The sequence below is a fragment of the Exiguobacterium sp. HSB13 genome (genome assembly GCF_056764755.1).
Map to the genome: position 1 here is coordinate 681,194 of NZ_JBUZOM010000001.1, position 22,952 is coordinate 704,145.

Below are 22,952 nucleotides of genomic sequence, written 5' to 3' on the forward strand. Positions count from 1 at the left end.
TGAGAACTAGAAAAGAACAAATGAAAGATTAAATCTCAAATCGACGGGCTTCTTGTTCTAAGTGTTCTGTCCGGTCGTTCAAATCACCGACGAGCGTATGCAGCGTCGTAATCGTCGCGATCATTTGTTCAGATGCAGCGGCAACTTCCTCGTTACTCGCCGTATGCTCTTCCGCGACAGCGGCAATTTCCGTCAAAGCATTACGGATGAACCGTTCTGCCTGCAAGACGTCTTCCATCTGTTGCGTCATCTGCTGTGTTGCTGATGAGACGTGTGTGACTTGATCGGTCAACCGTTCGAACGTCGTATCCGTATCGAGGACGATTTGTTCACCAGCTGCTGTTGCTTCGACCGTCGTCTTGAAGCTGTGTTGCATCTGTTGCGCACTGGCTTCGATCGACGTGACAATCGTTGCGATTTCACTGACACTGCTAGCGACGTGGCTTGAGAGATTCTTGACCTCGGTCGCGACGACGGCGAATCCTTTTCCTTGTTCACCAGCGCGTGCCGCTTCGATCGCGGCATTGAGGGCGAGTAGATTCGTCTGTTCGGAAATACCGCGGATGATGCCGACGAGAGTTTGGATATCTGATGATTGCTGTTTCAGTAGATCAATCTGTTTAGCGGATTGCGTGACATGCTGATGAATGTGGCGCATCTGTTCGACTGATGCAGACATTTGATCCCGTCCGACTCCTGTCAGCGTTGCCATCTGCTCCGTCGTTCCTTGGATTTCAATACCAGACTGATTCGTTGTTTCAATCAATGCTGCGAATCGATTCATCTCGTCATTCAATGAAAGCGTGACTTGTGTTTGACTTTCAGTCCCGGTCGCGATTTCCGACATCGTATGAGCAATTTGTTCGGAACCGTCGAGTACTTCCGACGTACTTTGGTCAATCGATTGACTTGTCGTTGAGACAAGGGTAGCAGTCTGTTTGATATCGACGATCATCGTCCGGAGCATCTCGTTCATATCACGAATCGAGATGGCAAGCGCATAGATCTCGTCTTTCGAAACAATCGTCAAATCGGTCAAGTTCTGTTTTGCCTGATCGAGTCGTCCCTCAGCAATCAAGGCAGCGACTTTCTGTAACGTCTCGAGCGGACGTAACTTTCGACCGAGGACGAAGTAGAGCAAGACGAGTGTGATCGTTAACAGAAGAAGTAAAAGTCCAATGAAAATCGGTGCATTTTGTTTTAATAATTCTGTTGTGAGGGCATCGATTTCCTTCGCAGCGATGTCGACGCCAAGAATTCCGATGATTTGACCAGACGCATCCTTTAACGGAACGTAGACACTCATATACTGTCCATATACAGGATCATCAATGATGTCCGTCGCGTGTGTTCCACCATTTAATACGTCCTTCATGTCAGTAACTTTTGCGCCACTCGCCGGTTCATTAATCTTTGCGGCATCTTTCTTAGGGAGACCGTCAATCAGCAAATGGACCTTGTTTTGGTCGATGCGTGCTGTGTATGTATACAAGAGTCCGTTTTGTTTACGTAAGGTATCAAGTTGATTCCGTAGGGTTTCATACTGCTCGGACGCGACAGGCGATTGTAGGAATTCGCTATAAGCCACTGTGTCGAATGTTTTGCTGATGCGAAGCGCGTCCTTTTCGGCGGTCGCTTTCAGCGTTGAGACTGCAGTTTGTTTCGTATTGAAGTATAAGGCCAGACTACTAAAAACAAAAAAGGCAATCAAAATCAAACTAATCATTACTAAAAGACGTGTTCGGATGGAATGGTTCTTGGTTGTGTTTTTCACATGCAACCGTCCTTTCAACTCATATTTTCTATCTGTAATTCATTTATCGGTCGTTAAAATACATATTAAACAGGACCTTTTGACGATTTTTTTATAAAAGGTCGTAAGAAAAACCGTTTTTTCTTAAAAAAGGATTTATTAAGAATGATTCAGGGCACATATTAGATAGAAAAAAATACAAGTTGAGGGAAGAGGGATTGAGATGGAAAGTGAAGTCGATCATCGAATCAAGGCAAGACATGTATATGAAAATGAATTACGAAGACACGCGGTCAGCACAAAAAAAACCACATTTCGATTGATGACATGTCTACGTTGCCAATCGAAGATTCTGTTGAAACAGGGACATCAGGATAGCCATCAATGTGACGCGAACTAAAAAATCCCGCTCTTAGGAGCGAGATTGAACAAAGTGTATAGGTAGGAAAAGCAACGGCTAGAATGACAAAAACAATCATGAGAACTTGTTTTTCGGTCGTTCACGTTAGAATTTCATAGGCAACACATAGCGTAATAATAATTGTTGGATACAGGCAAGTAGCGTTCCGATTGTCAACGGAGCAAGAATCAAACCGATTCCGATGATAATCAGACCAGGCGCGTCGTCAATCTGACCAATATAGAAAAAGACGGGAAAGAGACATGCCGTTAAAATGGCGACGATATAAAAAGACAATTTCATCGATTGAATGGAAGCTGTGATGAGTGGAAAAGCCGGAGGAGCCATCGACATATATCGAAGGATGCGGAGCGCATGGAATAAAATCAAAAGAGTCGGGATGAAGATAAGGTATGCGGTCAATAGAACACTGTAGCCAGGTCGCTCGAGTAACAAGTTTTTCGTGATACCATGCCAGACAAGTGGGATACCAAGACCAGCTAAACCGAACAGACTGAAGATGATACCGAAGACGATAAAGCGTAAAAACCGAACTTGCCAGACGAAATGATTCACGATATCAACTCCTTTCGAGGCAACAAACGTTTCTTTTAGTATACTGCATCTCCCGAGAGGCTAGTAGAAAATTCAAGTGAAGAGGCAACCGCACTTTAAAATAGTGTCATGTAGATGAAATAGATTAAGGAAATGGAGGTCACGTGATGAAACGAGAGCAACATGTCACGCCGCATCCAAAAGGTGGCTATCAAGTGAAAGCTGCCGGTGCGACTCGAGCAACCAAACGATTCGCTACACAGAAAGAAGCGATTGCAGAAGGGCGTCGCATTGCGAAAAGTCAGAAGACAGAGCTCGTCATTCATAACAAAGAAGGGCAGATTCGGGAAAAAGATTCCTACGGACATGATCCATTTCCACCACGAGGTTGAGCCATCATATACGACACGTTCTGATCATGAGAGCGTGTCTTTTTAATGATTTTTATGTCAAAAGTTTTTGACATGATGATGGAAATTCATTACAGTAGAGATGTAAAAAGAATTTGACACGTCGTGGAGGAATGAACATGAGAAACCACATCAAGGAGCGACGTCTAGCGGCAAAATTATCGCAACAAGAACTGGCTGATCGTTGTCAGGTCAGTCGGCAGACGATTAATGCGATTGAAAACAACAAGTATGATCCGACTTTACAATTAGCGTTTAATATCGCCAAAGTCTTACGGACAAAAGTCGATCATCTGTTCATTTCAGAACAGGAGGAATGGGATGTCTAAGAAAAAAACGGTTTTATTTTTAGTAACGCTCGTGATACTTGCGAGTCTTACAGTCATCAGTATGATCATCGAAAACAACGTAACGTTCTTCTCGATTGTTCAATTGGCGATTCTGTTGATCATGTTCTTCTCGTATTTTACGTGGGCAAGATCAGGAGAAGACGAGCGTCCTGTGCCAGAAGATGAACTCGGCAAAAAGATTACGACGGAAAGCGATCTCGTCAGCTACAAAATCCTGATTGTCCTGATTTTTGGATTCATCTGTCTCGATTACTTTTTACATGAATCAGCGAATCTGTTATTAATCGTCTTGTTCGCTATCGGACTGACACTGTTGCCGATCATTGAATTCCTAAAGGCACGATCCTATCGATGAAAAGAAATGGCAGTCGATCTTCTGCAACGGATGTTAGATACATTACTGGGAGAGACGACTCGGGTAATAGTGCAAGTGCCAATTAACAGCGATTTTTTATGGAGGAAGGGAATCACCGTGACGGAATTAGAGTACCGATTAAGGAAACATATTGCCGAGATGGATTTCGAGAAAGCAGCGAAATTATTTTTAGAGTTAACAAAAGAAGAGCAATCCAACATGATCCTGAGTGCAGGGTTTGATACGTTTCATCTCACGATATATGCCTTTATGAATTATTTACTCCAACACCATGAATCAAGCGAGATACATGATTTGACGTCTTCATTGATGTTACATCCACTTTGCCATCTCGAGGGAGCTTGCGTAATCGCTTTATTCCATGCAAAAAAAGCAGTCGAATTAGATCCTGATAACATCGAATGGTATATCAATTTGTTGATGTTTGAAAAGCATCCCGATGCCTGGTTTGCGCAAACAGAAGTAGAAGAAGTCTACCGACGGATCAAAAAGTTAGAGTCGAAGAACCTAAAGTGAGATTTTAGACAGACCAATCACTCCGCAAAATCGAGTACATATACAAATCATCGAACTGACCACGTGTTTTCTCATATTGACGAAGCAACCCTTCCCGCTGGAATCCGAGCCGTTCGAGCAATCGTTGAGACACAGTGTTTGCTGGTAAGACAAGTGCTTCGATACGATTTAAAGAGAGCTCCTCAAACCCATATGTGATGACCGCAAGTGCTGCTTCTTTCGCGATGCCCTGTCCCTGATAAGCTGGACTCAACTCAAACCCGAGTTCTGCCCGCTGATGGCGTGCCGACTGATTCAAGAATCCGCAACTGCCGATGATGACATCGTCTTCTTGTAACGTGATCCCGAACCGGATGCCCGTGCCATCGCGACGAATCGAAGCGTACCAGTCAATCTCTTCAAGCGCGTCTGCTTCTGATTGAAAGGCGTCGAGTCCCATCTGTTTGACGACGTGTTCGTCTGATAAATAGGCGAGGACACTTGTAGCATCTTCGGGTAACACTTCGCGTAAGACGAGACGGTTCGTTTTAAGCGTTGGGAAAGTATGTAACATTCAAAAAACTCCTTTGCAAGAAAATGTAAAAAGCTGTTGTGCAGTCTTTAAGGCATATGGTAAGATTCTCCACAACAAGAGCATATCATTTCGTTGACGAGAAAGAGTAATGATTGTCCCTCTGCCTTACAGAAAACCGGGATTGCTGAGAACCGGTAGCCAGATCAATCATGAAGATCCTCTCTGAGAAGTCACGCTGAACCATTCAGTAAGCGTGACCGGGTGTCCACCGTTACATGGAATGCACATGATAGTGTGCAACTAAGTGCTGTCGAGAATAAGCATTCTCGACGGAATATGGGTGGTATCGCGGTGAAGTCCGTCCCTGTCAAAGGGGGCGGACTTTTTTGTATTCTCTTAGTTACCGACAAAGGAGAGAACAAGAGATGACGTCACTAAACCAAGCAGAAACCGTACAACAACGCGAGGAACGTGTTCGAAACAGATGGAAACAAGACCAAGTCTTCGCACGATCGATTGAGCAACGCACGAAAGCGGAATTCGTATTCTACGAAGGACCGCCGACTGCGAACGGCTTACCCCACGTCGGTCATGCACTCGGACGAACCGTCAAGGATACCGTCGCCCGCTATAAGACGATGCAAGGGTTCCGGGTCGAACGAAAAGCCGGCTGGGATACGCATGGACTACCGGTCGAACTCGGTGTCGAGAAACAACTCGGGATCTCCGGCAAACAAGCGATCGAAGACTATGGTGTTGAAGCATTCATCGCACGCTGTAAGGAAAGTGTCTTCTCCTATGAAACACAGTGGCGTTACTTCACGGAAAAACTCGGCTACTGGGTCGATATGGATGACCCTTACGTGACGATGGAGGACGAGTATATCGAAAGCGTCTGGTACATCCTCGGGACGATCCATGACAAAGGCTGGTTGACGAAGGGACATCGTGTATCACCGTATTGTCCGAGCTGTCAGACGTCACTCAGTTCCCATGAAGTCGCGCAAGGCTATCAGGACGTGACGGACTTATCGGCGACGGTCAAACTCCCGATCGTCGACATGGAGCAGACGTTTCTACTTACATGGACGACGACACCGTGGACGTTACCTGCAAACGTCGCGGTGGCGGTTCATCCGGAATTGACGTATGTCACGGTAGCGTTTGAAGGAGAGCAATTCATTGTCGCAAAAGCGTTAGTCGCTGAACTGTTCTCAGAATCCGTCGAGGTCGTATCCGAACAGCTCGGTGCGAAACTCGTCGGCTTGCGTTATGAACCACCGTTTGATTTCGTGACGCCAGAGAACGGTCACACGGTCGTCGGGGCGTCCTTCGTCCAAGCGACGAGCGGAACCGGACTTGTCCACCTTGCTCCAGCGTACGGGGAAGAAGATTACCGGGTCGTCCGGGAAAACGGTCTGTCATTCGTTAATGTCGTCGATGCTGCTGGATGTTACACGGATGCCGTTCCACCACTCGTTGGTCGATTCGTCAAGGAGTCAGACGTTGCAATCATCCAGCTGCTCGCTGAACGGGGACGCTTGTTTGCGAAAAAACGATATACGCACAGCTATCCGCATTGTTGGCGATGTGACTCGCCACTGCTCTATTACGCACAAGACAACTGGTTCATCGAGACGACGGCCGTCAAGGAACAACTCCTTGCGAACAATGCGTCTGTGACGTGGTACCCTGATCACGTCAAGGAAGGGCGGTTCGGGAAGTTCCTTGAGCAACTCGTCGACTGGAACATCAGTCGCAATCGCTACTGGGGTACACCACTGAACGTCTGGGAGTGTGAAGCGTGTGACACGATGTTCGTTCCAAAAAACAAGGCTGAGTTGTTGCACCGGACGACGACATCGACGGAATCTGTCGAGTTGCATAAATCATACGTTGATGCGTTATCGGTCTCGTGTCCGACGTGTCAGGGAGTGATGCACCGGACACCAGAAGTCATCGATGTCTGGTTTGATAGCGGAGCGATGCCGTTCGCGCAACAGCATTATCCGTCACGGACGCAGACGCTTAACCGCTATCCAGCCGATGTCGTCATCGAAGGCATCGATCAGACGCGGGGCTGGTTCTACAGCTTGCAAGCGATCTCGACACTCTTCACGGGACAGCCTACCTATAAGCGTGTCCTTGCACTCGGGCACGTCCTCGATGAGAACGGGCAGAAGATGTCGAAGAGTCGTGGAAATGCCCTCGACCCGGTGGCGTTAATCGAAGCATATGGTGCTGATAGCCTGCGCTGGGCGCTACTCGTCGACAGCAGTCCGTGGAGTGCGAAACGGTTTGCTGAGCGGATCGTCCAAGAAGCAAAATCAAAGCTAGTCGATACGCTGGATCATGCCGTCCAGTTTTATCTGACATATGCCGAACTGGACGGATTTGATGGCTCACGTCCGCAAAAACGGACGCGACTCGACGAATGGTTGCTCTCGCGTGTTCATCAGACGACGCAAGACGTGACGGATGCGATGGACGATTATCAATTGACTCAAGCAGCGCGGAGCATTGCGACACTCGTGCATGAGATCAGTAACTGGTACATCCGCCGTTCGCGGGAACGTTTCTGGCAAGCTGATTGGTCGCAAGAAAAACAAGCCGCGTACAAGACGCTTCACTTCGCACTTTCGACGACGGCACGACTACTCGCTCCGTTCACCCCATACCTTGCCGATGATGTCTATCAGCGATTAACAGGAATGAGCGTACATGAAGCGGATTATCCGGTTGCCGATCGATCGATGCTCCGACCTGATCTGGAATACGAGATGATGCAAGTCGTGTCTGTCGTCGAGTTAGGACGACAAGTACGTAATACGCACGCCTTAAAAGTCAAACAACCGCTTGCTAGCCTAAGCGTCCAATCGAGCGAAACCTTTTTGTGGGCGGACTATACGGCAATCATTCAAGAGGAACTGAATGTAAAAGACGTCCGAATCGTTCCGACGACGCAAGCGACGACACGGTTCCGTCTGAAACTGAACTTCCGCGCAGCCGGAGCGAAATTCGCACAGCAAGCGAACGCGATCCACCAATGGCTACAACAATTGTCTGCACAGGAGACTTCCGACTTGCTCGAGACCAGAAGATTGATCTATCAGACCGCATCAGGCGATGAAGTCGAAGTGCGTCAAGCGGACGTCATCGTCGAACCAATCGTCCAGACGGGCTTTGCTGCTGCGACGAGTGGTGGACTCACCGTGACGCTCGATACGCGGATCACGGAAGCACTGGAGCAAGAACGCTGGATGCGGGAGCTCGTCCGTTATATCCAGTCGGAACGGAAGGCACAAGCATTATCGCGGGACGCCCGAATCGATCTCGTCTTGTCGGTCGATGCGACGTTCCAACCGATCGTCGAGACGTTTGAGCCTTTGTTATTCAAACACCTTGCCTTATCCTCCGTGCGAACTGAACCGCTACAAGGAGCAGGGGATGTTCAGCTAGGCGGACACGATGTCGGTGTCTCGTTCACACCAACGAAAGAATATTGTTAAGGAGAAGAGCATGATTGCATTAGAAGCATTAAAAGGTCGACTCGTCGACGGTTTGTTAGAGGTCCAAAAAGAAGAAGGGGAAGTAGCCCGAGAACGTTTCATCTTTAAACGAGGAGCGACGGACGAACAGCTCGCGCTGTTACCTGCGTGGACGGCAGACGACTATCAGACGTTCTTAAGTCAACATAACGGGGCGAAGCTCTTTCAACACGAAACGTTATCCTACAACGATGGGTTCGAACTCTTTTCAATCGAGGATTGCCTGACGTATAGCGAGATGTGGGAATGTCCCGAAAACTTCTTGGCGATCGGCGCAGGACCAGACGGGGAGTGGATCGTCTACGAGATGAATCGCCCGGCAGGAAATCGGATTTGGAGTGGGGAATTTCTTAATTTCGAGGAATGGGAAGAAGATGCAATGCCGTTCGGCTTCGAGCGATGGCTCGACTACTTGATTGTCGCGCAAGGCACACCATTTTGGGAGTGGTTCCGTTAAGAGAGGAAGAGGTTCAGTGGACATTCAATTACAGACAGCGTCTCTTGCAGATGCTCCGAAGCTTCACATGCTTCAAATCGAGGCGTTTTCAGAGACACTCGAGCGGTATCAGGATTTTGCAACAAATCCGGCGAACGAATCGATCGATCGTGTCATTCACCGGATTACGCATCCGAGTAGTGCGTTTCATCAAATCATCGTCGACGGTAACGTCGTCGGCGGGATTTGTGTCGTTGCGAAAGCACCGAGTCGCTACGCGATCAGTCCGATGTTCTTAAATCCAGACCGTCAAGGTGAAGGAATCGCCCAACGCGCATTACAGCTCGTTGAAGCAGCGTATCCGACTGCAACGACATGGGAACTGCGGACGATTCGTGAAGAGACGCGCAACTGTTACTTCTATGAGAAGATGGGTTATCGATTGACGGGTGTCAGTCAACCGCTCAACGAACGGGCGACACTCGTTTCCTATCAAAAATCGGTTTCGGAATGAGCGGGTTTTGTCGGAAGGAAGAACCACCACAGATTCGTCAAAAGAGCGGCAAGAATGGCAAAGTTAAACAGATAAAGGCAAAAGAAGAAGACGAACTCACCGATGTCCTCAAGGTTAGCTAGCGGATTATCGACCAAGTACGATTCGTGACTAACGCCGAAGATGAACAAAGGAAAGAAGACATAGAAGTATCGTTTCCAAAAGAACGATGTACGACCTGTTTGAGACATAAGAGCACCTCCTGAAGGAATGGCACGCTTCTTCTGACCGGAAGAAGCGTGTGTTCGTTTACGATAAAGACGGTGTACCGACGACTTCGACGTGACGCGTGACCGTATCAAACAGACGTGTCCGCGTATCGTTATGAGACAACAGTAACGGCTCACCGGTCTCGTCATAGATGAAGGCAATCGGAATTGAAAAACCACAGTTACGGTACGAACCATCGGCATGACTCGTTCCGATCATGAGTGCTTGTTGCGCCTGACTGATGATGCACGCTTCACCGGACCATTCGGCATACTGTTCTTCACTGAACATGCCGACGCCAATCGGGTTGAAGATGAGATCAAGTCCGGATTCCTCGCGTAGTCCGTCTTTTCCTAAGAAGATTTCGCGACAGAGGACGTATCCATAGCGGAATAACCCGTCGTTTGCTGTTGATGGTGTATAAAGCGGTCCAGCTTCTGGTGTTTTTGCGCGATCAAGAAGAATCTTCCCTGTCGCATCGATGATGACAGCGCGATCGAGATTCGCTTCATCCTTGTAACCGAGGACGATGGCTGTTTCGAACTGTTTAGCAAGGTGTTGCACGCGTTCGAGTTCCGTGAGCGTACAATAGCCTTCCGGGTAGACAATCAGATCGACTTCAGGATAAGCGGCGATTTCACGTTCGAATTGCTCGAGTCCGGTCTCGCGTTTTGGTTGAGCGATTAATAATTTCATCAAAACATCCTCTCAGGCATAAATATATCTGAAAAATCAGACTTTCTATTCGTCATGATTTTACCATTAGTGGTAAAATAAAGCATATCGCTTTTTGATAAATTTTTCCGTAAGTGAAGGAAGGTCAACAGCATGAACATTTCAAAAACCATTCTTGTGACACGCCATCTACCGGCGATGAAGGCTTTTTACATAAACCAGATCGGATTTCCGCTCGTCTCGGAAACGAATGAGTCGTTTACGATGCAAATCGGTACCGATCAGCTGACATATCAACAGACGGACGATGTTGATACGCAGTACCATATGGCGTTCAACATTCCGGAAAACGTCTTCCAACAAGGTAAAGCGTGGCTCGTAGAGCGGACACCACTCTTGATCGAAGACGGACAGGATGAGATTTATTTTGACTTCACGGATTCACATTCCTGTTACTTTTATGACCCGGATGAGAACGTCTTGGAACTGATTGCGCGGCATCAAATCAATCCATCTAAAGCGGAACTGACGTTTGATGTATCCGATATCCTCGGAATCGGTGAGATGAGTCTGACGGTAAAAGATGTGCTTGAAGTGGGTGAGCAGTTAGCAGAGATCGGCGTTCTCGAGCGACGGGAACGTCCGCTCAACGGAGCGTCACTCAACTTCCTCGGACCGGTCGCAGATGGAACGCATATCTTGCTCGTCCCAGAAGGTCGGACATGGTTGTTCTCACCGAAGACGGCGAAGGTTAGTCCGATCGAGATGGAACTCGACAGCAGACATCGGGTCCGGCTTGATGCAGCAGGTGTATGGCATCAAAGTACTGTTTCTTCATAATTCATTATTCTAAAAAGTGAGGGAAGTAAGATGAACAAAGCGGTGAATGCGAGTATCGCGTTCGGATTATTGTTGTTCGTATGTGGTTTCTTTTTTCTGTTTGGCTATTTGACCCGGTCGATGCCGATTCAGCAAGGCGGAGACCCGGTCATTTTACCGGTCGTAGCACTCCTCGTTCTCCTACCGTTCGTGATCCGTGAAGGCATGCGCGTTTTGACGTATGTTACGTTGACACGTCGACAGGTCGGCGTACTCATCTTACTTGCAATCAGCGGAATCATACTTAGTAGTTGGATTGAAGTGCAACAGAATGTTGCCGTAATCGATTTCCGTTCCCTCTTTACGATTCATACGTACGTACTGTTCGTTTCGGGCATCATCTTGTTGTGTCTCTTATTGACGGGGCTCAAACGGATGCGCGTCCGAACGAGAGTGATTTAAATGGAAAAGGACTGAATGACATGGGATACATCACAGAATTACGTAAACTCGTCGGCACACGACCGCTCGTCATGGCAGGGGCGTGTGTCATTGTCGTCAACGATAAACAAGAAGTCTTATTACAACTTCGGCAAGATAACGGTTGCTGGGGACTCGCTGGTGGAGCGCTTGAGATTGGGGAGACGCTCGTAGAGACAGCAAAACGAGAATTAAAAGAAGAGACCGGTCTTGAAGCAGAGCACCTCGAATTATTGAACGTCTATTCGGGTGAAGCGTTTTACTATAAGTATCCGCACGGGGATGAAGTCTATAATGTGATCTCGGCATTTCTGTGTACGGCGTATACGGGAGAAATCGTTCGGGATCCGTCAGAAGTCGCAGAATTACGCTTTTTCGTTATCGATCAGCTCCCGGAAAACCTCAATCCACCGGAACGACCGATCTTGATGGAGTATGTTCAAAAACAACGGACAGCGCATCACGTCTCCATTTGAAGCAAAGGGTAAAACAAAAATCTTGAATGAACTGTTCATTCAAGATTTTTTGTTGCACTGGGACGCGTTTCAGCCTGTAGCATCAAGAGGACATGAAAAGGAGGAAACGTGATGCGATGCTTTGCGATTGATCTAGATGGAACGTTATTGAATAAGGAACACGGAATTTCGGCGGGAAATCAGGTAGCCATCAAGAAACGGCAGGATAAAGGAGATATCGTCATCATCGTCACCGGGCGAGCTGCCTTTGATGCACGACGGATTCTAGCGCAACACGGACTGGATTGTCCGGTCATTGGTGCTAACGGGGCAGAGATCGAGGTAGGACAAGGTAGACGGTATTTTTTGAACCGTTCTAGCAGTCGAACGATTTGGGAAATTGTACGATCTACAAACGTATTCATACATATTTATCTACAGGATCAAATCTTGTTACCTCAATATTCGCTTTCTGCTCTTCAAGGCGGAAATCGTGCGTTTCAAGAAGCGATTCAGGCTCAATTAACGCAATACGGTGTTGAGGAAGTTGACGAAATCGCAATCGATCAACTGGACGTCATCAAATTCATGTTCGTCTCACTTGACACATGGCAGCTCGAACACCTCGAGCAACAACTTATGCAGTTGAAGATCTGTTCCGTGACACGTTCAGGTGCCTATAACCTAGAAGTCATGGCAAACGGCGTGACGAAAGGGACTGCCCTTCAAGACGTTTCGCGAGCGTACGGGATGACACCCGAGGACATCATTGCGATTGGTGACAATCAAAACGATCTACCGATGTTCGAAGTGGCGGGAACATCGATTGCCATGGGAAACGCTGAAACGTCTGTCATAGGAAGAGCGACATATCTCACCGGTGATCATGACGAGGACGGTGTAGCGGAGGCATTAAACGACTTAGAACGATGGGAACAAAAGAAGGAGGAACAGCATGGCGAACATCTCGGACATCGCTAAACAAGCGGGCGTCTCGAAGTCGACGGTATCCCGTGTCTTAAACGGTCATAAGCATGTATCAAAAGAAAAGCGACGGACCATCTTTGACGTGATGGAGCGATTGGAATATAGTCCGAACGGAAATGCGATCAACCTCTCACGTGGTAAGACGAATACAATTGGTGTCCTCGTGCCGCGTGTCGGTCATCCGTTTTTTCACCAATTAATCGAGGGGATCGGTCAAGTGTGCACGGAACAAAGCCACACACTTCTTGTCATCCAGACGGAACACGATCCAGCAAAAGAAGAAGCGAGTATGCAATACCTTCGCGATAAGCGGATTGACGGATTGATCATTGGCGCCATCAGTCAGCCGCAGTTACTTGAGACGATGCGGACGCTTGGACCAGTCGTTGCCTGCGAAGACCATCATGATATCGTGCCGTCGATCTATTTTAATCACGGAAAAGCGATGACGATGTTACTGCAACATGTAGAAGAACGAGGAGCAAAAACAGTCGGTCTCTGTCTTGGAAATCCAGATAGCGGAGTCGGAAGAGTCAGACGAGAGACATTCGACCAATATCTCAAGATGTCTACGCTCAGTCATGAAATTCAATGGTACGCGGATCGGTGCTATTCTTTCGAAGACGGACAAGAACTAGCAAATCAGCTTCTAATGATAGACTTGCCAGACGCCATCATCGTTGGCAACGACGAAGTTGCAGCAGGTCTTATCGATCAATTTCGCAAGGATGGCATTCGGGTACCAGAGGATATCGCGATTACGGGATTTGATGATGTACCAATTGCCAGAGCGCTTGAAATAACAACGATCCGACAACCGGTTGTAATGCTTGGCAGACTGGCAGTAGAACAATTATTGGATGACGCGCTGAATCAGAGTGAAAGCGCTAGTTCTTTACTGGAACCTTCTTTGATGATTCGACAAACGACATAAGAGATTGGGGGTAATACAGATGAATAAGAAAAAAGCAGGTGCTACCGCTACCGTGATGACAATCTCTGACGAACGAGTACGCAAATACTTCCGCGAATCGATTGAAACACAGCGAATCGTACAGGAATTTCGTATGCTTGAAGAACTTGAGCGGACGACCATCCCGACGCCAAACGTATATGCTCTTGAATTAGACGACTCTCCGTTCATTGAGATGCAACGGATCGACGGCAACGAATTGCTAGACCTGTTTGAACCGGAGCGAATAACGGATTTCCTTAACGCCTTCGCGACATTACATCAACGTATTCATCAGCATCACTCGCGTGTAGCGCCTAAATGGTACGATGTCGCCCAGCAAAAAATACGTCATCTTTTACCCCAGTTACGCTTGAAGGCGGAACGATTGCTACAAACACTTAACGTTCCACAACAGTAAGGATTGCTCCACGGGGACTTTCATTTTCAGAATATCCTCGTGACAGCGGATGAAAGGTTCGTCGTCATTGATTGGCATGATGCGACGACAGGTCCACCGATCGCGGATGTCGCGCGGACGTTGCTCTTACTACGGACAGCGGGTGGAACAGCGGTGCCGGACGAGATACGACGATACGTCTGTCGCGAGTACCTCGACCGCTATCAAGCTGTTTCGTCAATCCAGCTATCGAACCTTGCAGACTGGTTACGACTCATGGCCATTCTTAGGACGCTTGAGCAAGTACCGGATGCTGAGCAAGAACGAATTAAGGAACTGATCGAGCATCCGGAGCTTGTCGCGTATTTTAGGTAAGAAGTGAGAGAGAGCAATTATTTTTCGACATACCGCATTTCTTCCGATTCCTGAATACTAGTCGATTTCGCGAAGAGGTGATCCGTTACGATAACAGCGACTGAAAGCGTAAGCGCAAGTGCACCGATCCAGGGCAAGTACTGTAATAGACTATTCGTGACTGCGATGCCGCCGATTCCGGCACCTGCTGCCATCCCAATTTGTCCGAATGCGCTATGCAGGCTCAAAACGATGCTTGCAGCAGCTGGTGCCAACGTAATCATCCGTAATTGAATCGGTGTACCGGAGGACCATGCCGCTAACGCCCAAAGGATGAGGAGGATATAAAAGGCAGATGCGACGTGACCCATCAGTGGGAACAGCAGCAGTACGATCGCATGTAGTGCCGTCCCACCAACAAGCGTCCAAAATGTGCCCCATTTATCCGTACCGATTCCACCGAGCTTAGAACCAAACGCACTAGCGATTCCAAACAGGAACAGCGCTGTTGTGACGGCTTGATCACTCTTATGAAAGACATCTAAAAAGTAAGGTGAAATATAGGTAAAGACGATGGAATAAGAACCCAACCATAGGAACGTAATCAATAAATAAGCAGCGATACGCGGCTGTACGAAGAAGTGAAGTTGTTCGCGTAACGGGACCGGTTCTTCTGCGACCGTTTGAGGAATCCAAACGAATGTCAGGAGCGCCAAGATAAGTCCAATGATTCCAAGACCAGCGAAAATGACATGCCATTCATAGTGAGAAGCGATGACGCGACCAATCGGAACACCGATGACTAGTGCCGTACTATTACCCATGACGACAGTTGCAATGGCGTTTCCTTGTTTTCCTGGTGCGGCAAGGACAGCGGCAAGCGTTAATAGGGTGACTTGAATGACACCGGCACAAAGCGCAGATAAGATTCGTGCGCTCATCAGCAGCTCATAACTGGATAAGAAGGTAATTAATACGTTGATGATCGAGAACAAACTGAGCGCATAGACCAGTAATTTTTTTCGTTCGAGTCGTGCCGTCAAAGCAATTAAAAAAGGAGTGCCTGCTCCGAAGGCGATTGAGAAGACCGTGATTAACTGTCCGGCTGACGAGACAGATATTTGATTGGAATCCGCGATGCGATCCAATATTCCAGCAATGACATATTCTGATGTCCCGTTTAAGAAGCTGATGATGGCAAGTAAATAAATTTTTCCCATGTGTTTCATTATATCTACACCTCACTGTTTCTGTTTCGATTCGTATCCCATTTCATTTAGACGTTTGAGAGGGTTCATCTGTCCAAGTTGATTTGTGATACTTGGTCATAGTACAGTAGCGATTATGATAAATGAAATGCATCTTTCGCATAGGGGGTATACCAAAAACGTTATGAACAGAGCACAAATTGAATTGATTCTTCAAATTGCTGAGACAGGGAGTTTTACAGCGGCAGGGGAACAGTTACACATGACACAACCAGCGGTCAGTCGGACGATTGCGTCAGTCGAGGCACAACTTGGAACGAAACTAATCAAACGGGATAAGAAAAAAGGACTTTTCTTTACCGAGGTCGGCGAGCAGGTTCTTATCATTTTAAGACGCATCAATAGTGAATTTCATAAAGTGGATGAATTGATTGCCTCGGAACAAGGATTAGCAATCGGAAAGGTCCATGTCGGGGTTTATAAAACGGCGTATACACGTTTTTTACCGAAAATCATTCGAACGATGGATGAGCGATATCCGGGACTTGAAGTCAAACTGTGGGAAGGAACCGTTGACCAAATCAAGCAATGGTTGCGGACCGACTGCGTAGATGTCGGAATCGTCACATCTATTGAAGAGGAATTTGATCGTTTTCCTTTTGTATCAGATGAATGGATTGTCGTGTTACCGGAACACCATCGTTTAGCACATCAAGTATCAATCAGTCTACTCGATCTGGCAGAAGAATCGCTCTTGATTGAACAGACGGAGACAAAACAACAGGTGCAGATGTTATTTCAGGATCAAGGTCTTGTACCACATGTGCGTTATGAAATGCAGCACCTCGAGACGGGACTTAAGATGATGGAAGAAGGACTAGGTGTAGTCATCACGACACGACAAAGTATCGCTGAATTATCGAGTGAAAGTCTGATTCGTCAACTGGAAACGACCGAAACGCCAGATATTAAGATTGCAGTACGAAATAAAAAAGAGATGTCGAAAGCGACGGAAGTATTCATCAAGACAGCGCAATCGTTGTTCGCTGAAACAGTGGATCGTTCCTAGTAGATCGTGATGAAGTCAAAAAGGGATGAAGGGAGAGCGAAATATGAACTTGAAAGAGCTGACGTATCCCCTCATCGAGGGACAAGACGAAAAACAGGTCTACTGGATAGAACAAGGAGATTCGGTTCAAATCGGACAGACCTACGAAACGATTCGGTTAGAAAAAACAGCACATCAATCCATCTTGGTACGGGAGCAAGAATTGGTTTCAGAAAAAATCGGCAATCGAACGATCCGCCTGACGATGGATGCAGAAAGTTATGCGCCACTCGAATTCGTCGAGTACCAAGATGATGTTCAAACTGTGCATGCGTTGTATCGAGCGGATGAAGTCGTGATTACGCGAGGCAATGAGCAGTCTGTCCTGTCGATTCATACCGAACGTGTTGATTTATTTTCAATCGAATTGCTGTTGCGAGTATTACCACTAACCGTCGATTCGACACTTTCGTTTAGCGGTTTTAGTGCCGTTTCCGGACGTGAGGTGCCGATTCAGGTGCATCCTTTGCGGTACGAACTATTGACGACCGAGTCAGGCGAACACGTAAAGACACTTTGCGTTAACGTTGCGTTTGGTGAGCGGATTCAGTATTACTGGATTGATCCAGTCAAGCGGGAGTTGTTAAAACAGTCCTCACAGATTGTCGACGGGGTCTTATTGGAATTTCGTCGATGAAAAAGGAGCAATGAAACGGTCTACCGTCTCGTTGCTCCTTATTTGTTACAGCTGAAAATGATGTTGCATCGCTTCGAAAATACGCTTACTTGCTTTTGTATCGTCAAACGCATAGATGTGACTGAGATGACGTTTGAACTTTTTAGGCATCTTCGATTCGCGTAGTGAATCCATCAAGGCGTCTCTTGTTTCGATGACGTCTCCTGGCAACAAATCCGTCGATTCGCCGGCATTATCTTCGCCGACTAAGACAGGTGGACGGTAGTAGATGACCTTCTTATGCATCAAGGAGAAATCGAGACCGACACTCGAATAGTCGGTGATCAACACATGATGATTTTCAAGTAGCTCCTTAACTGTGAACGCATCCTGACTGATGACATCGACGAAGTCCGAGTGGAACAAGTGGCTGAATTTTTGGAAGTTACGATGAAGATAGAACGAGACTTCGTATTTGTTGTCCATCACTAAGCTTTTCAACCGTTCGTCCGAGATTAACGATTGAAACTCCTGATAATAGTCGCTTTCGATGAACTGTTCGTCTGGATACGTATCGAGTTTCGGTCGCCACGTCGGCATGATCAACAGCTTTTTCCGGTTCTTATATCGCTTAAGCCAACGTGATCGTTCCGTGATCAATTGATCAAATCGGGCGAGCCCCGTCACGATGATTTCGTCAGGATGAAAACCGTAATCGCGAGCGATGAGTTGTTTCTCCCGCTCCGAGGAGACGACGAATAAGTCGGTAAATGGATGCGGCATCTTTTTTCCATAAATATGACTGACATCTTTTGACCCGATAACGCCGTGTTGCAAGAACAGCTTTTGTTTCGTTTGGATCAATGCTTCCGTGTGATAGGTAGCGAACGGTAAGGCATAACTCGAAGAATGCGTATGGCAGAGAATATCTGCTGCTTGGACGACCTCGATGTTTTCTGGTGATTTGTAGAACACGATATGGTTCTCATATCCGACAAGATTTTTGAGGTCCGGACTCGACTGACTGATGATGTAGAAGATATTGAAGCGCTTCTGATGCTGGTCGACGAGATACTTGAAGAAAATCATCCCGTTATCTTGTGCTTTATCCGGATATTCAAAACAGATGATCGTCTTCTTCGTCGGATCCAGTCCAAGTAACGGTTGAGGATCCGCGTAATACTCGACCGTTTCGACGGGTACTGGGATTAGACGCATCGCAAGGCGTTCCGACACGGTTGAATAGGGGCGGACCAATACGTCATGTTGCTCATTTAACGATAACCAGTGCTCATCGTTCAAGAGTTCTGGATGGTTTTTGAAGTGACGAATCCGGGGTGTGAATCCGGAGATCGGCATCTCACGAATCGTAAATCCGAACATGAGGTCATAGATGTTCGCATTGAACGCGTCGTAGTTGTACCGGTCACCGAGCAACTGCTCAACGAGTTCTGGTTCGATCACGGCTTCGACCTCTGTTTTGAAACGTCGGGCATCGACCGGTGTGACGCTAAAGCGTTCGATCGGCAGGGCGATTTTTTGTTCCTGATGTCTGATTTTAATGAAGCAACGTGGCTGTTTCACTTCGAAATACTTCGAGTGAAACGAAAACTTCAATAAAAGCACGTCGTCTTGACGAGTGATGCCCTCAAATAGGACGTCTTGATCATAAAAATTCATGATGGACGGTTTTTTGTTATAGATCAGACTGAGCTCATCGTCTTGGTCGATGAAAATGAAATAGGAATGTTTCCCTTGTTTGATGTAGCTATTCGGTGCGATGACTAGTGGTTCCGAAAGATGTTTGAACGAGATTGGTGTTCCGGATTCATCGACGAATTTAACAGGATGATTCTTTTTTTTGAAGATATCGAGCAATGTATCAATCGATAGCACAAAGGCTGTCTCTATTTTTTGGAGTGGTATCAGTTGTTCATTGATCGCTAACTGTAGGCTTTGGTGCGGAAGATTCTCGATCAAAAACGTATGATCACGACAGGTGATTTTCATTGGTGCATGGCTTCCTTTCATACTCTGATTCAGTCGTTCTTAAACTACATCACTTACCATACAATATCTTCCGATTTCTGCAAAGATGTAGATTGATTGGAAACCACTGCAGTATAGTCTACTGGCTGAAGGAAATTGGGAAAAGACAGATGTTACCGCTTCTTCGACAGACCATTGGTTGCAGAACCATGACAATGATTGGATATTATACAAAACCGATTGACTTTGTTCGTAAAAAAGGAGATAAATAGAAACTGTATTGGTAAATGCGACTGGTATCGCAAGAGGTTTATGAAAAAGCAAAGTCGGCTATATATAGAGGTTGAACTCACAGAAAAAAACAGGGATCAATCTTGAAGGGTGAAGGGGAGTAATGACAGATGCTGTATACGGTAACATCGACATTACCACCAAAACACGGTGGTAGAACGAAGTCGTTATTGAGTCGGATTGCGCTCATGGAACAAGAACTTGGCGCCGGTTCAACAATCGTTACGACGAACTATAATGCAAACTATATGGAAGTTTACGAATTGTTCCGAACAGAAGAGAAGGTCGGTCCGAAAGTACAATTTGAAAATATCTACGATTGGCTATCAGATTACAAATTGTTAAGTATTCCAACGACTCGTTTTCGTAACAAACCGATCATCAAAGAGACAGCGCGTGAAATCGAAGGATTGAAAAGTGTCGAGAAAAAAGGCAGTGACGCCGTTCGTTATTATGATGAGGAAGATGAGTATGTCCTCTACCGTAAATTTTACCCTGAAACGCAAGTCGTCGAATTCGAGGATTTCATGACGAACGCTTCCCGTAAAAAAGTCGAACGCTGGGAATATAATGTCTACGGTCAATTGCACCGAAAGACGATTTATTCACCGATTCATCATGGAAAGATGATGGAAGAGCTGTATGATTCGGAAGGCAATGTCTATTGTAAGAAGTTCTACAATGAAATGGCGCGCCCGAAGCTCATCTTGATTCAGTTATACCGGAACGGCAGAATGTACAAAGCATTCAAAAAAGAGAAGGACTTATTTGAGTATTACTTCAATCGATTGTTTAAAGACGGTGATGTCTTGTTCGTCGATGCGCGTTTACTGGACCGCTCGATTCTCAACATCAAAGCAGATGTCAAACGGGTCATGGTCATCCATAACTCACACTTGGATGGTACGACCGTCAAAGGATCATATACGACGATGTTCTCAGAATCCGATAAAGTGACACGTTTCATCAGTCTGACAAATCACCAAAAAGAAGACATCCTGGAACGGTATAACATCCCGGAAGAGAAGATTTCCATCATTCCGCACTTCATCGTCCCAGAACAAACGCAACGACGCGAACAGGTCAAGGATCAATTTTGTTTCATCGGTCGATTCGGTCTACAAAAGCAGATGGATCATTTGATCAAGAGTTATGCGATCTTCAAACAATCCGGTCACGCGACGAAGCTTGTGCTCTACGGCATGGACGAACAAGGGCAACTGGCGATGATGGAGAGTTTGATCGAGGAACTCGGCTTACAGGACGATATCGAAATCCACGGCTTCACGTCGAATCCGGCGGAAGTGTTCCGGGAATCGAAAGCCTCACTGTTGACGAGCGAATTTGAAGGATTTGGACTGACGGTCATGGAAAGTATTAATGTCGGCTGTCCGGTCATTTCTTATGACGTCAAATATGGACCACGCGAAATCATCGCTCACGGCGAGAACGGCTACCTTGTTCCAGCGAACGACATGGAAGCTTTTGCTGCCGCGATGGTGCAACTCGTCGAACGACCACTCGCGCGCGTTGAGACGAAGCCATCGCTTTACCTCGAGACGGCTGTAAAGAACTACGGACGATTACTAGAAGAATTAAGCAACTAAACCTACTACTTGAACGATGAAGAGGATGAACGTTATGAAGAAAATCACGAAAGCCATTATTCCAGCAGCAGGACTCGGGACACGTTTCTTGCCTGCGACAAAAGCCATGCCAAAAGAGATGTTACCGATTCTCGATAAACCGACGATCCAGTATATCGTCGAAGAAGCGGCAAAAGCCGGCATCGAAGATATCATCATCGTCACAGGTAAACACAAACGGGCCATCGAAGATCATTTCGATAACCAAAAAGAACTCGAGATCACGCTCGAGAACTCTGGGAAGACGGAATTACTCGAGAAGGTTCAATTCTCGACGAACCTTGCGAACATCTTCTATGTCCGCCAAAAAGAACAAAAAGGTCTCGGTCACGCCATTTTGACGGCAAAACAATTCATCGGGAACGAACCGTTCGCAGTCTTACTCGGAGACGATATCGTCGAGTCGGACGATCCGGCAATCAAACAATTGATGGACGTCTACGAACAGACGGAAAAATCGGTCATCGGTGTACAAGAAGTTCGTCCGGAAGAGACGCATCGTTACGGCATCATCGATCCCGTTTCGCAAAACGGACGACTGTATGACGTGAAGAAATTCGTCGAAAAACCGGCTTCGGGCACGGCACCATCGAACCTCGCGATCATGGGACGTTATGTGCTGACGCCGGATATCTTTGACTACCTAGCGGATCAAGAAGAAGGGGCTGGCGGCGAGATCCAATTGACGGATGCGATTGAACGATTGAATGCGGATAGCCAAGTCTATGCGTATGATTTCGAGGGTAACCGTTATGACGTCGGAGAGAAACTCGGTTTCGTCAAGACGACGATCGAATATGCGTTGAAAGATGCAGAGATGCGTGACGAACTGAAAGCTTTCATCAAGACCCTAGACATTTAACATGATGGACCACTCTGACATGATTCAGGGTGGTTTTTTTGTGATTTCTGAAACCAATCCGTCGAGTCGAAACGTAGAAAAAGGAGAAGAGAGGTGCTACATATGTTAACGTGGCTCGGTGTGAAGACCGATAAAAAAGCAGAGCGACAATTTTTCACAGGTGTCGAAAAGAAAATAATCTTCCTGGTCTTACTTCTATCGCTTGCGATTTTGAAGGGTGTGAAGTGGGGAATGACAACACTTATCCCAACGGCATTTTTCAGTGATCCGATCGTTTCCGTATTACCAGGCGTGCTTGGCGTCCTAACAGCAGTCGTTTTCGTGCTTTTGGTAGAGCGCTCCCTGCAAGATAAGTCGAGTGAAAAGTAAGAGATACACGAAGACCACCTTAAGTTTGTCGATTCAGACTGAAGACAATGTGCAATTTTTCTCTAATGGAGAAAGATTGCGCTTTTTCGTTCGTTTCGAATCATTTTCCAGGCGTAAGCT

The 22,952-nt window shown here is 46.8% G+C and carries 26 protein-coding genes and 1 other annotated feature; of the genes, 19 read left to right on the forward strand and 7 right to left on the reverse strand.

The features are described from left to right. Nucleotides 1–28: 28 nt before the first annotated feature. Together ACZGCQ_RS03590 and ACZGCQ_RS03595 are read right to left on the reverse strand one after the other, a co-directional pair. Nucleotides 29–1,726, reverse strand: coding sequence for a methyl-accepting chemotaxis protein (locus ACZGCQ_RS03590; RefSeq protein WP_481265444.1), 1,698 nt, complete (start codon nt 1,724–1,726; stop codon nt 29–31). Nucleotides 1,727–2,258: 532 nt separating this feature from the next. Continuing rightward, nucleotides 2,259–2,729: a DUF2975 domain-containing protein gene (locus tag ACZGCQ_RS03595; RefSeq protein ID WP_350468915.1), complete on the reverse strand. Its 471-nt coding sequence runs from the start codon at nt 2,727–2,729 to the stop codon at nt 2,259–2,261. A 146-nt stretch (nt 2,730–2,875) separates the two neighbouring features. Between ACZGCQ_RS03595 and ACZGCQ_RS03600 the strand changes: the two genes are divergently transcribed. The 4 genes from ACZGCQ_RS03600 (at nt 2,876) to ACZGCQ_RS03615 (ending at nt 4,360) form a co-directional block, all read left to right on the forward strand. Then, nucleotides 2,876–3,100, forward strand: coding sequence for a DUF2188 domain-containing protein (locus ACZGCQ_RS03600; RefSeq protein WP_029341445.1), 225 nt, complete (start codon nt 2,876–2,878; stop codon nt 3,098–3,100). 137 nt (nt 3,101–3,237) lie between these two features. Next, the gene (locus ACZGCQ_RS03605; protein WP_058705222.1) at nt 3,238–3,447 is read left to right on the forward strand and encodes a helix-turn-helix transcriptional regulator; all 210 of its coding nucleotides are present in this window, start codon (nt 3,238–3,240) and stop codon (nt 3,445–3,447) included. Then, the gene (locus ACZGCQ_RS03610; protein ID WP_481265445.1) at nt 3,440–3,823 is read left to right on the forward strand and encodes a hypothetical protein; all 384 of its coding nucleotides are present in this window, start codon (nt 3,440–3,442) and stop codon (nt 3,821–3,823) included. Before ACZGCQ_RS03605 ends, ACZGCQ_RS03610 begins: the two co-directional genes overlap by 8 nt. Before the next feature lie 6 nt (nt 3,824–3,829). Beyond that, nucleotides 3,830–4,360 (forward strand): hypothetical protein, encoded by a 531-nt coding sequence (locus tag ACZGCQ_RS03615; protein WP_481265446.1) that lies wholly within the window; start codon nt 3,830–3,832, stop codon nt 4,358–4,360. A gap of 4 nt (nt 4,361–4,364) precedes the next feature. Here the strand turns inward: ACZGCQ_RS03615 and ACZGCQ_RS03620 are convergent, their stop codons facing one another. Beyond that, the gene (locus tag ACZGCQ_RS03620) at nt 4,365–4,913 is read right to left on the reverse strand and encodes a GNAT family N-acetyltransferase (protein ID WP_481265447.1); all 549 of its coding nucleotides are present in this window, start codon (nt 4,911–4,913) and stop codon (nt 4,365–4,367) included. 84 nt (nt 4,914–4,997) lie between these two features. Next, nucleotides 4,998–5,243: a binding site (T-box leader), on the forward strand. A gap of 56 nt (nt 5,244–5,299) precedes the next feature. On the opposite strand from ACZGCQ_RS03620, the gene ileS reads away from it, so the two are divergent. Genes ileS through ACZGCQ_RS03635 form a run of 3 tightly spaced genes read left to right on the forward strand, consistent with a single transcriptional unit; the run spans nt 5,300 to nt 9,372 of the window. Next, entirely contained in the window at nt 5,300–8,383 is a 3,084-nt protein-coding gene (gene ileS, locus ACZGCQ_RS03625) for an isoleucine--tRNA ligase (RefSeq protein ID WP_481265448.1), read from the forward strand. Between the two features lie 10 nt (nt 8,384–8,393). Further along, nucleotides 8,394–8,879, forward strand: coding sequence for an SMI1/KNR4 family protein (locus tag ACZGCQ_RS03630; protein WP_481265449.1), 486 nt, complete (start codon nt 8,394–8,396; stop codon nt 8,877–8,879). Between the two features lie 16 nt (nt 8,880–8,895). Beyond that, the gene (locus tag ACZGCQ_RS03635) at nt 8,896–9,372 is read left to right on the forward strand and encodes a GNAT family N-acetyltransferase (protein ID WP_481265450.1); all 477 of its coding nucleotides are present in this window, start codon (nt 8,896–8,898) and stop codon (nt 9,370–9,372) included. Here ACZGCQ_RS03635 and ACZGCQ_RS03640 read toward each other — a convergent pair. Both ACZGCQ_RS03640 and ACZGCQ_RS03645 read right to left on the reverse strand, forming a co-directional pair. Continuing rightward, the gene (locus ACZGCQ_RS03640) at nt 9,351–9,602 is read right to left on the reverse strand and encodes a hypothetical protein (RefSeq protein WP_481265451.1); all 252 of its coding nucleotides are present in this window, start codon (nt 9,600–9,602) and stop codon (nt 9,351–9,353) included. The two genes, ACZGCQ_RS03635 and ACZGCQ_RS03640, sit on opposite strands and share 22 nt — an antisense overlap. Nucleotides 9,603–9,660: 58 nt before the next feature. Next, complete coding sequence (locus ACZGCQ_RS03645; RefSeq protein ID WP_481265452.1) at nt 9,661–10,317, reverse strand: carbon-nitrogen hydrolase family protein; 657 nt, start codon at nt 10,315–10,317, stop codon at nt 9,661–9,663. Between the two features lie 132 nt (nt 10,318–10,449). Between ACZGCQ_RS03645 and ACZGCQ_RS03650 the strand changes: the two genes are divergently transcribed. From ACZGCQ_RS03650 to ACZGCQ_RS03680, 7 genes are all read left to right on the forward strand, one after another. Continuing rightward, entirely contained in the window at nt 10,450–11,136 is a 687-nt protein-coding gene (locus tag ACZGCQ_RS03650) for a VOC family protein (protein WP_481265453.1), read from the forward strand. Between the two features lie 30 nt (nt 11,137–11,166). Next, the gene (locus tag ACZGCQ_RS03655) at nt 11,167–11,577 is read left to right on the forward strand and encodes a hypothetical protein (protein ID WP_481265454.1); all 411 of its coding nucleotides are present in this window, start codon (nt 11,167–11,169) and stop codon (nt 11,575–11,577) included. A gap of 20 nt (nt 11,578–11,597) precedes the next feature. Further along, on the forward strand, nt 11,598–12,071 hold the full coding sequence (locus ACZGCQ_RS03660) for an NUDIX hydrolase (protein ID WP_481265455.1): 474 nt from the start codon (nt 11,598–11,600) through the stop codon (nt 12,069–12,071). Between the two features lie 111 nt (nt 12,072–12,182). Continuing rightward, a complete protein-coding gene (locus ACZGCQ_RS03665; protein WP_481265456.1) occupies nt 12,183–13,031 on the forward strand; it encodes a Cof-type HAD-IIB family hydrolase in 849 nt (282 codons plus the stop codon). Then, complete coding sequence (locus ACZGCQ_RS03670; protein ID WP_481265457.1) at nt 13,006–13,971, forward strand: LacI family DNA-binding transcriptional regulator; 966 nt, start codon at nt 13,006–13,008, stop codon at nt 13,969–13,971. Before ACZGCQ_RS03665 ends, ACZGCQ_RS03670 begins: the two co-directional genes overlap by 26 nt. 19 nt (nt 13,972–13,990) lie before the next feature. Continuing rightward, a complete protein-coding gene (locus tag ACZGCQ_RS03675; protein WP_481265458.1) occupies nt 13,991–14,410 on the forward strand; it encodes a hypothetical protein in 420 nt (139 codons plus the stop codon). 3 nt (nt 14,411–14,413) lie between these two features. Beyond that, on the forward strand, nt 14,414–14,764 hold the full coding sequence (locus ACZGCQ_RS03680; protein ID WP_481265459.1) for an aminoglycoside phosphotransferase family protein: 351 nt from the start codon (nt 14,414–14,416) through the stop codon (nt 14,762–14,764). 17 nt (nt 14,765–14,781) lie between these two features. Here ACZGCQ_RS03680 and ACZGCQ_RS03685 read toward each other — a convergent pair whose 3' ends face one another. After that, complete coding sequence (locus ACZGCQ_RS03685) at nt 14,782–15,963, reverse strand: MFS transporter (RefSeq protein ID WP_481265460.1); 1,182 nt, start codon at nt 15,961–15,963, stop codon at nt 14,782–14,784. Nucleotides 15,964–16,135: 172 nt separating this feature from the next. On the opposite strand from ACZGCQ_RS03685, the gene ACZGCQ_RS03690 reads away from it, so the two are divergent. Then, nucleotides 16,136–17,020 carry a LysR family transcriptional regulator gene (locus tag ACZGCQ_RS03690; RefSeq protein WP_481265461.1) on the forward strand — a complete coding sequence of 295 codons (885 nt, stop codon included), beginning with the start codon at nt 16,136–16,138 and terminating at the stop codon, nt 17,018–17,020. 43 nt (nt 17,021–17,063) lie between these two features. Further along, complete coding sequence (locus ACZGCQ_RS03695) at nt 17,064–17,696, forward strand: hypothetical protein (protein WP_481265462.1); 633 nt, start codon at nt 17,064–17,066, stop codon at nt 17,694–17,696. 45 nt (nt 17,697–17,741) lie between these two features. Here ACZGCQ_RS03695 and ACZGCQ_RS03700 read toward each other — a convergent pair whose 3' ends face one another. Beyond that, the gene (locus tag ACZGCQ_RS03700) at nt 17,742–19,685 is read right to left on the reverse strand and encodes a CDP-glycerol glycerophosphotransferase family protein (protein WP_481265463.1); all 1,944 of its coding nucleotides are present in this window, start codon (nt 19,683–19,685) and stop codon (nt 17,742–17,744) included. Nucleotides 19,686–20,065: 380 nt separating this feature from the next. On the opposite strand from ACZGCQ_RS03700, the gene ACZGCQ_RS03705 reads away from it, so the two are divergent. The 3 genes from ACZGCQ_RS03705 (at nt 20,066) to ACZGCQ_RS03715 (ending at nt 22,832) form a co-directional block, all read left to right on the forward strand. Then, on the forward strand, nt 20,066–21,562 hold the full coding sequence (locus ACZGCQ_RS03705) for a glycosyltransferase (protein WP_481265464.1): 1,497 nt from the start codon (nt 20,066–20,068) through the stop codon (nt 21,560–21,562). Nucleotides 21,563–21,596: 34 nt separating this feature from the next. Continuing rightward, nucleotides 21,597–22,463 (forward strand): UTP--glucose-1-phosphate uridylyltransferase GalU, encoded by an 867-nt coding sequence (gene galU, locus ACZGCQ_RS03710; RefSeq protein ID WP_481265465.1) that lies wholly within the window; start codon nt 21,597–21,599, stop codon nt 22,461–22,463. Nucleotides 22,464–22,556: 93 nt separating this feature from the next. Next, nucleotides 22,557–22,832 (forward strand): hypothetical protein, encoded by a 276-nt coding sequence (locus ACZGCQ_RS03715; RefSeq protein WP_481265466.1) that lies wholly within the window; start codon nt 22,557–22,559, stop codon nt 22,830–22,832. Nucleotides 22,833–22,952 lie beyond the last annotated feature (120 nt).

What these genes read in the sequence shown, in the direction of transcription:
- ACZGCQ_RS03590 (WP_481265444.1), bottom strand. Translation starts at nt 1,726, where the DNA reads ATGATTAGTTTGATTTTGATTGCCTTTTTTGTTTTTAGTAGTCTGGCC.
- ACZGCQ_RS03605 (WP_058705222.1), top strand. Translation starts at nt 3,238, where the DNA reads ATGAGAAACCACATCAAGGAGCGACGTCTAGCGGCAAAATTATCGCAA.
- ACZGCQ_RS03645 (WP_481265452.1), bottom strand. Translation starts at nt 10,317, where the DNA reads ATGAAATTATTAATCGCTCAACCAAAACGCGAGACCGGACTCGAGCAA.
- ACZGCQ_RS03695 (WP_481265462.1), top strand. Translation starts at nt 17,064, where the DNA reads ATGAACTTGAAAGAGCTGACGTATCCCCTCATCGAGGGACAAGACGAA.
- ACZGCQ_RS03600 (WP_029341445.1), top strand. Translation starts at nt 2,876, where the DNA reads ATGAAACGAGAGCAACATGTCACGCCGCATCCAAAAGGTGGCTATCAA.
- ACZGCQ_RS03660 (WP_481265455.1), top strand. Translation starts at nt 11,598, where the DNA reads ATGGGATACATCACAGAATTACGTAAACTCGTCGGCACACGACCGCTC.
- galU (WP_481265465.1), top strand. Translation starts at nt 21,597, where the DNA reads ATGAAGAAAATCACGAAAGCCATTATTCCAGCAGCAGGACTCGGGACA.
- ACZGCQ_RS03650 (WP_481265453.1), top strand. Translation starts at nt 10,450, where the DNA reads ATGAACATTTCAAAAACCATTCTTGTGACACGCCATCTACCGGCGATG.
- ACZGCQ_RS03630 (WP_481265449.1), top strand. Translation starts at nt 8,394, where the DNA reads ATGATTGCATTAGAAGCATTAAAAGGTCGACTCGTCGACGGTTTGTTA.
- ACZGCQ_RS03675 (WP_481265458.1), top strand. Translation starts at nt 13,991, where the DNA reads ATGAATAAGAAAAAAGCAGGTGCTACCGCTACCGTGATGACAATCTCT.
- ACZGCQ_RS03700 (WP_481265463.1), bottom strand. Translation starts at nt 19,685, where the DNA reads ATGAAAATCACCTGTCGTGATCATACGTTTTTGATCGAGAATCTTCCG.
- ACZGCQ_RS03615 (WP_481265446.1), top strand. Translation starts at nt 3,830, where the DNA reads ATGGCAGTCGATCTTCTGCAACGGATGTTAGATACATTACTGGGAGAG.
- ACZGCQ_RS03640 (WP_481265451.1), bottom strand. Translation starts at nt 9,602, where the DNA reads ATGTCTCAAACAGGTCGTACATCGTTCTTTTGGAAACGATACTTCTAT.
- ileS (WP_481265448.1), top strand. Translation starts at nt 5,300, where the DNA reads ATGACGTCACTAAACCAAGCAGAAACCGTACAACAACGCGAGGAACGT.
- ACZGCQ_RS03685 (WP_481265460.1), bottom strand. Translation starts at nt 15,963, where the DNA reads ATGGGAAAAATTTATTTACTTGCCATCATCAGCTTCTTAAACGGGACA.
- ACZGCQ_RS03705 (WP_481265464.1), top strand. Translation starts at nt 20,066, where the DNA reads ATGCTGTATACGGTAACATCGACATTACCACCAAAACACGGTGGTAGA.
- ACZGCQ_RS03690 (WP_481265461.1), top strand. Translation starts at nt 16,136, where the DNA reads ATGAACAGAGCACAAATTGAATTGATTCTTCAAATTGCTGAGACAGGG.
- ACZGCQ_RS03665 (WP_481265456.1), top strand. Translation starts at nt 12,183, where the DNA reads ATGCGATGCTTTGCGATTGATCTAGATGGAACGTTATTGAATAAGGAA.
- ACZGCQ_RS03670 (WP_481265457.1), top strand. Translation starts at nt 13,006, where the DNA reads ATGGCGAACATCTCGGACATCGCTAAACAAGCGGGCGTCTCGAAGTCG.
- ACZGCQ_RS03610 (WP_481265445.1), top strand. Translation starts at nt 3,440, where the DNA reads ATGTCTAAGAAAAAAACGGTTTTATTTTTAGTAACGCTCGTGATACTT.
- ACZGCQ_RS03655 (WP_481265454.1), top strand. Translation starts at nt 11,167, where the DNA reads ATGAACAAAGCGGTGAATGCGAGTATCGCGTTCGGATTATTGTTGTTC.
- ACZGCQ_RS03620 (WP_481265447.1), bottom strand. Translation starts at nt 4,913, where the DNA reads ATGTTACATACTTTCCCAACGCTTAAAACGAACCGTCTCGTCTTACGC.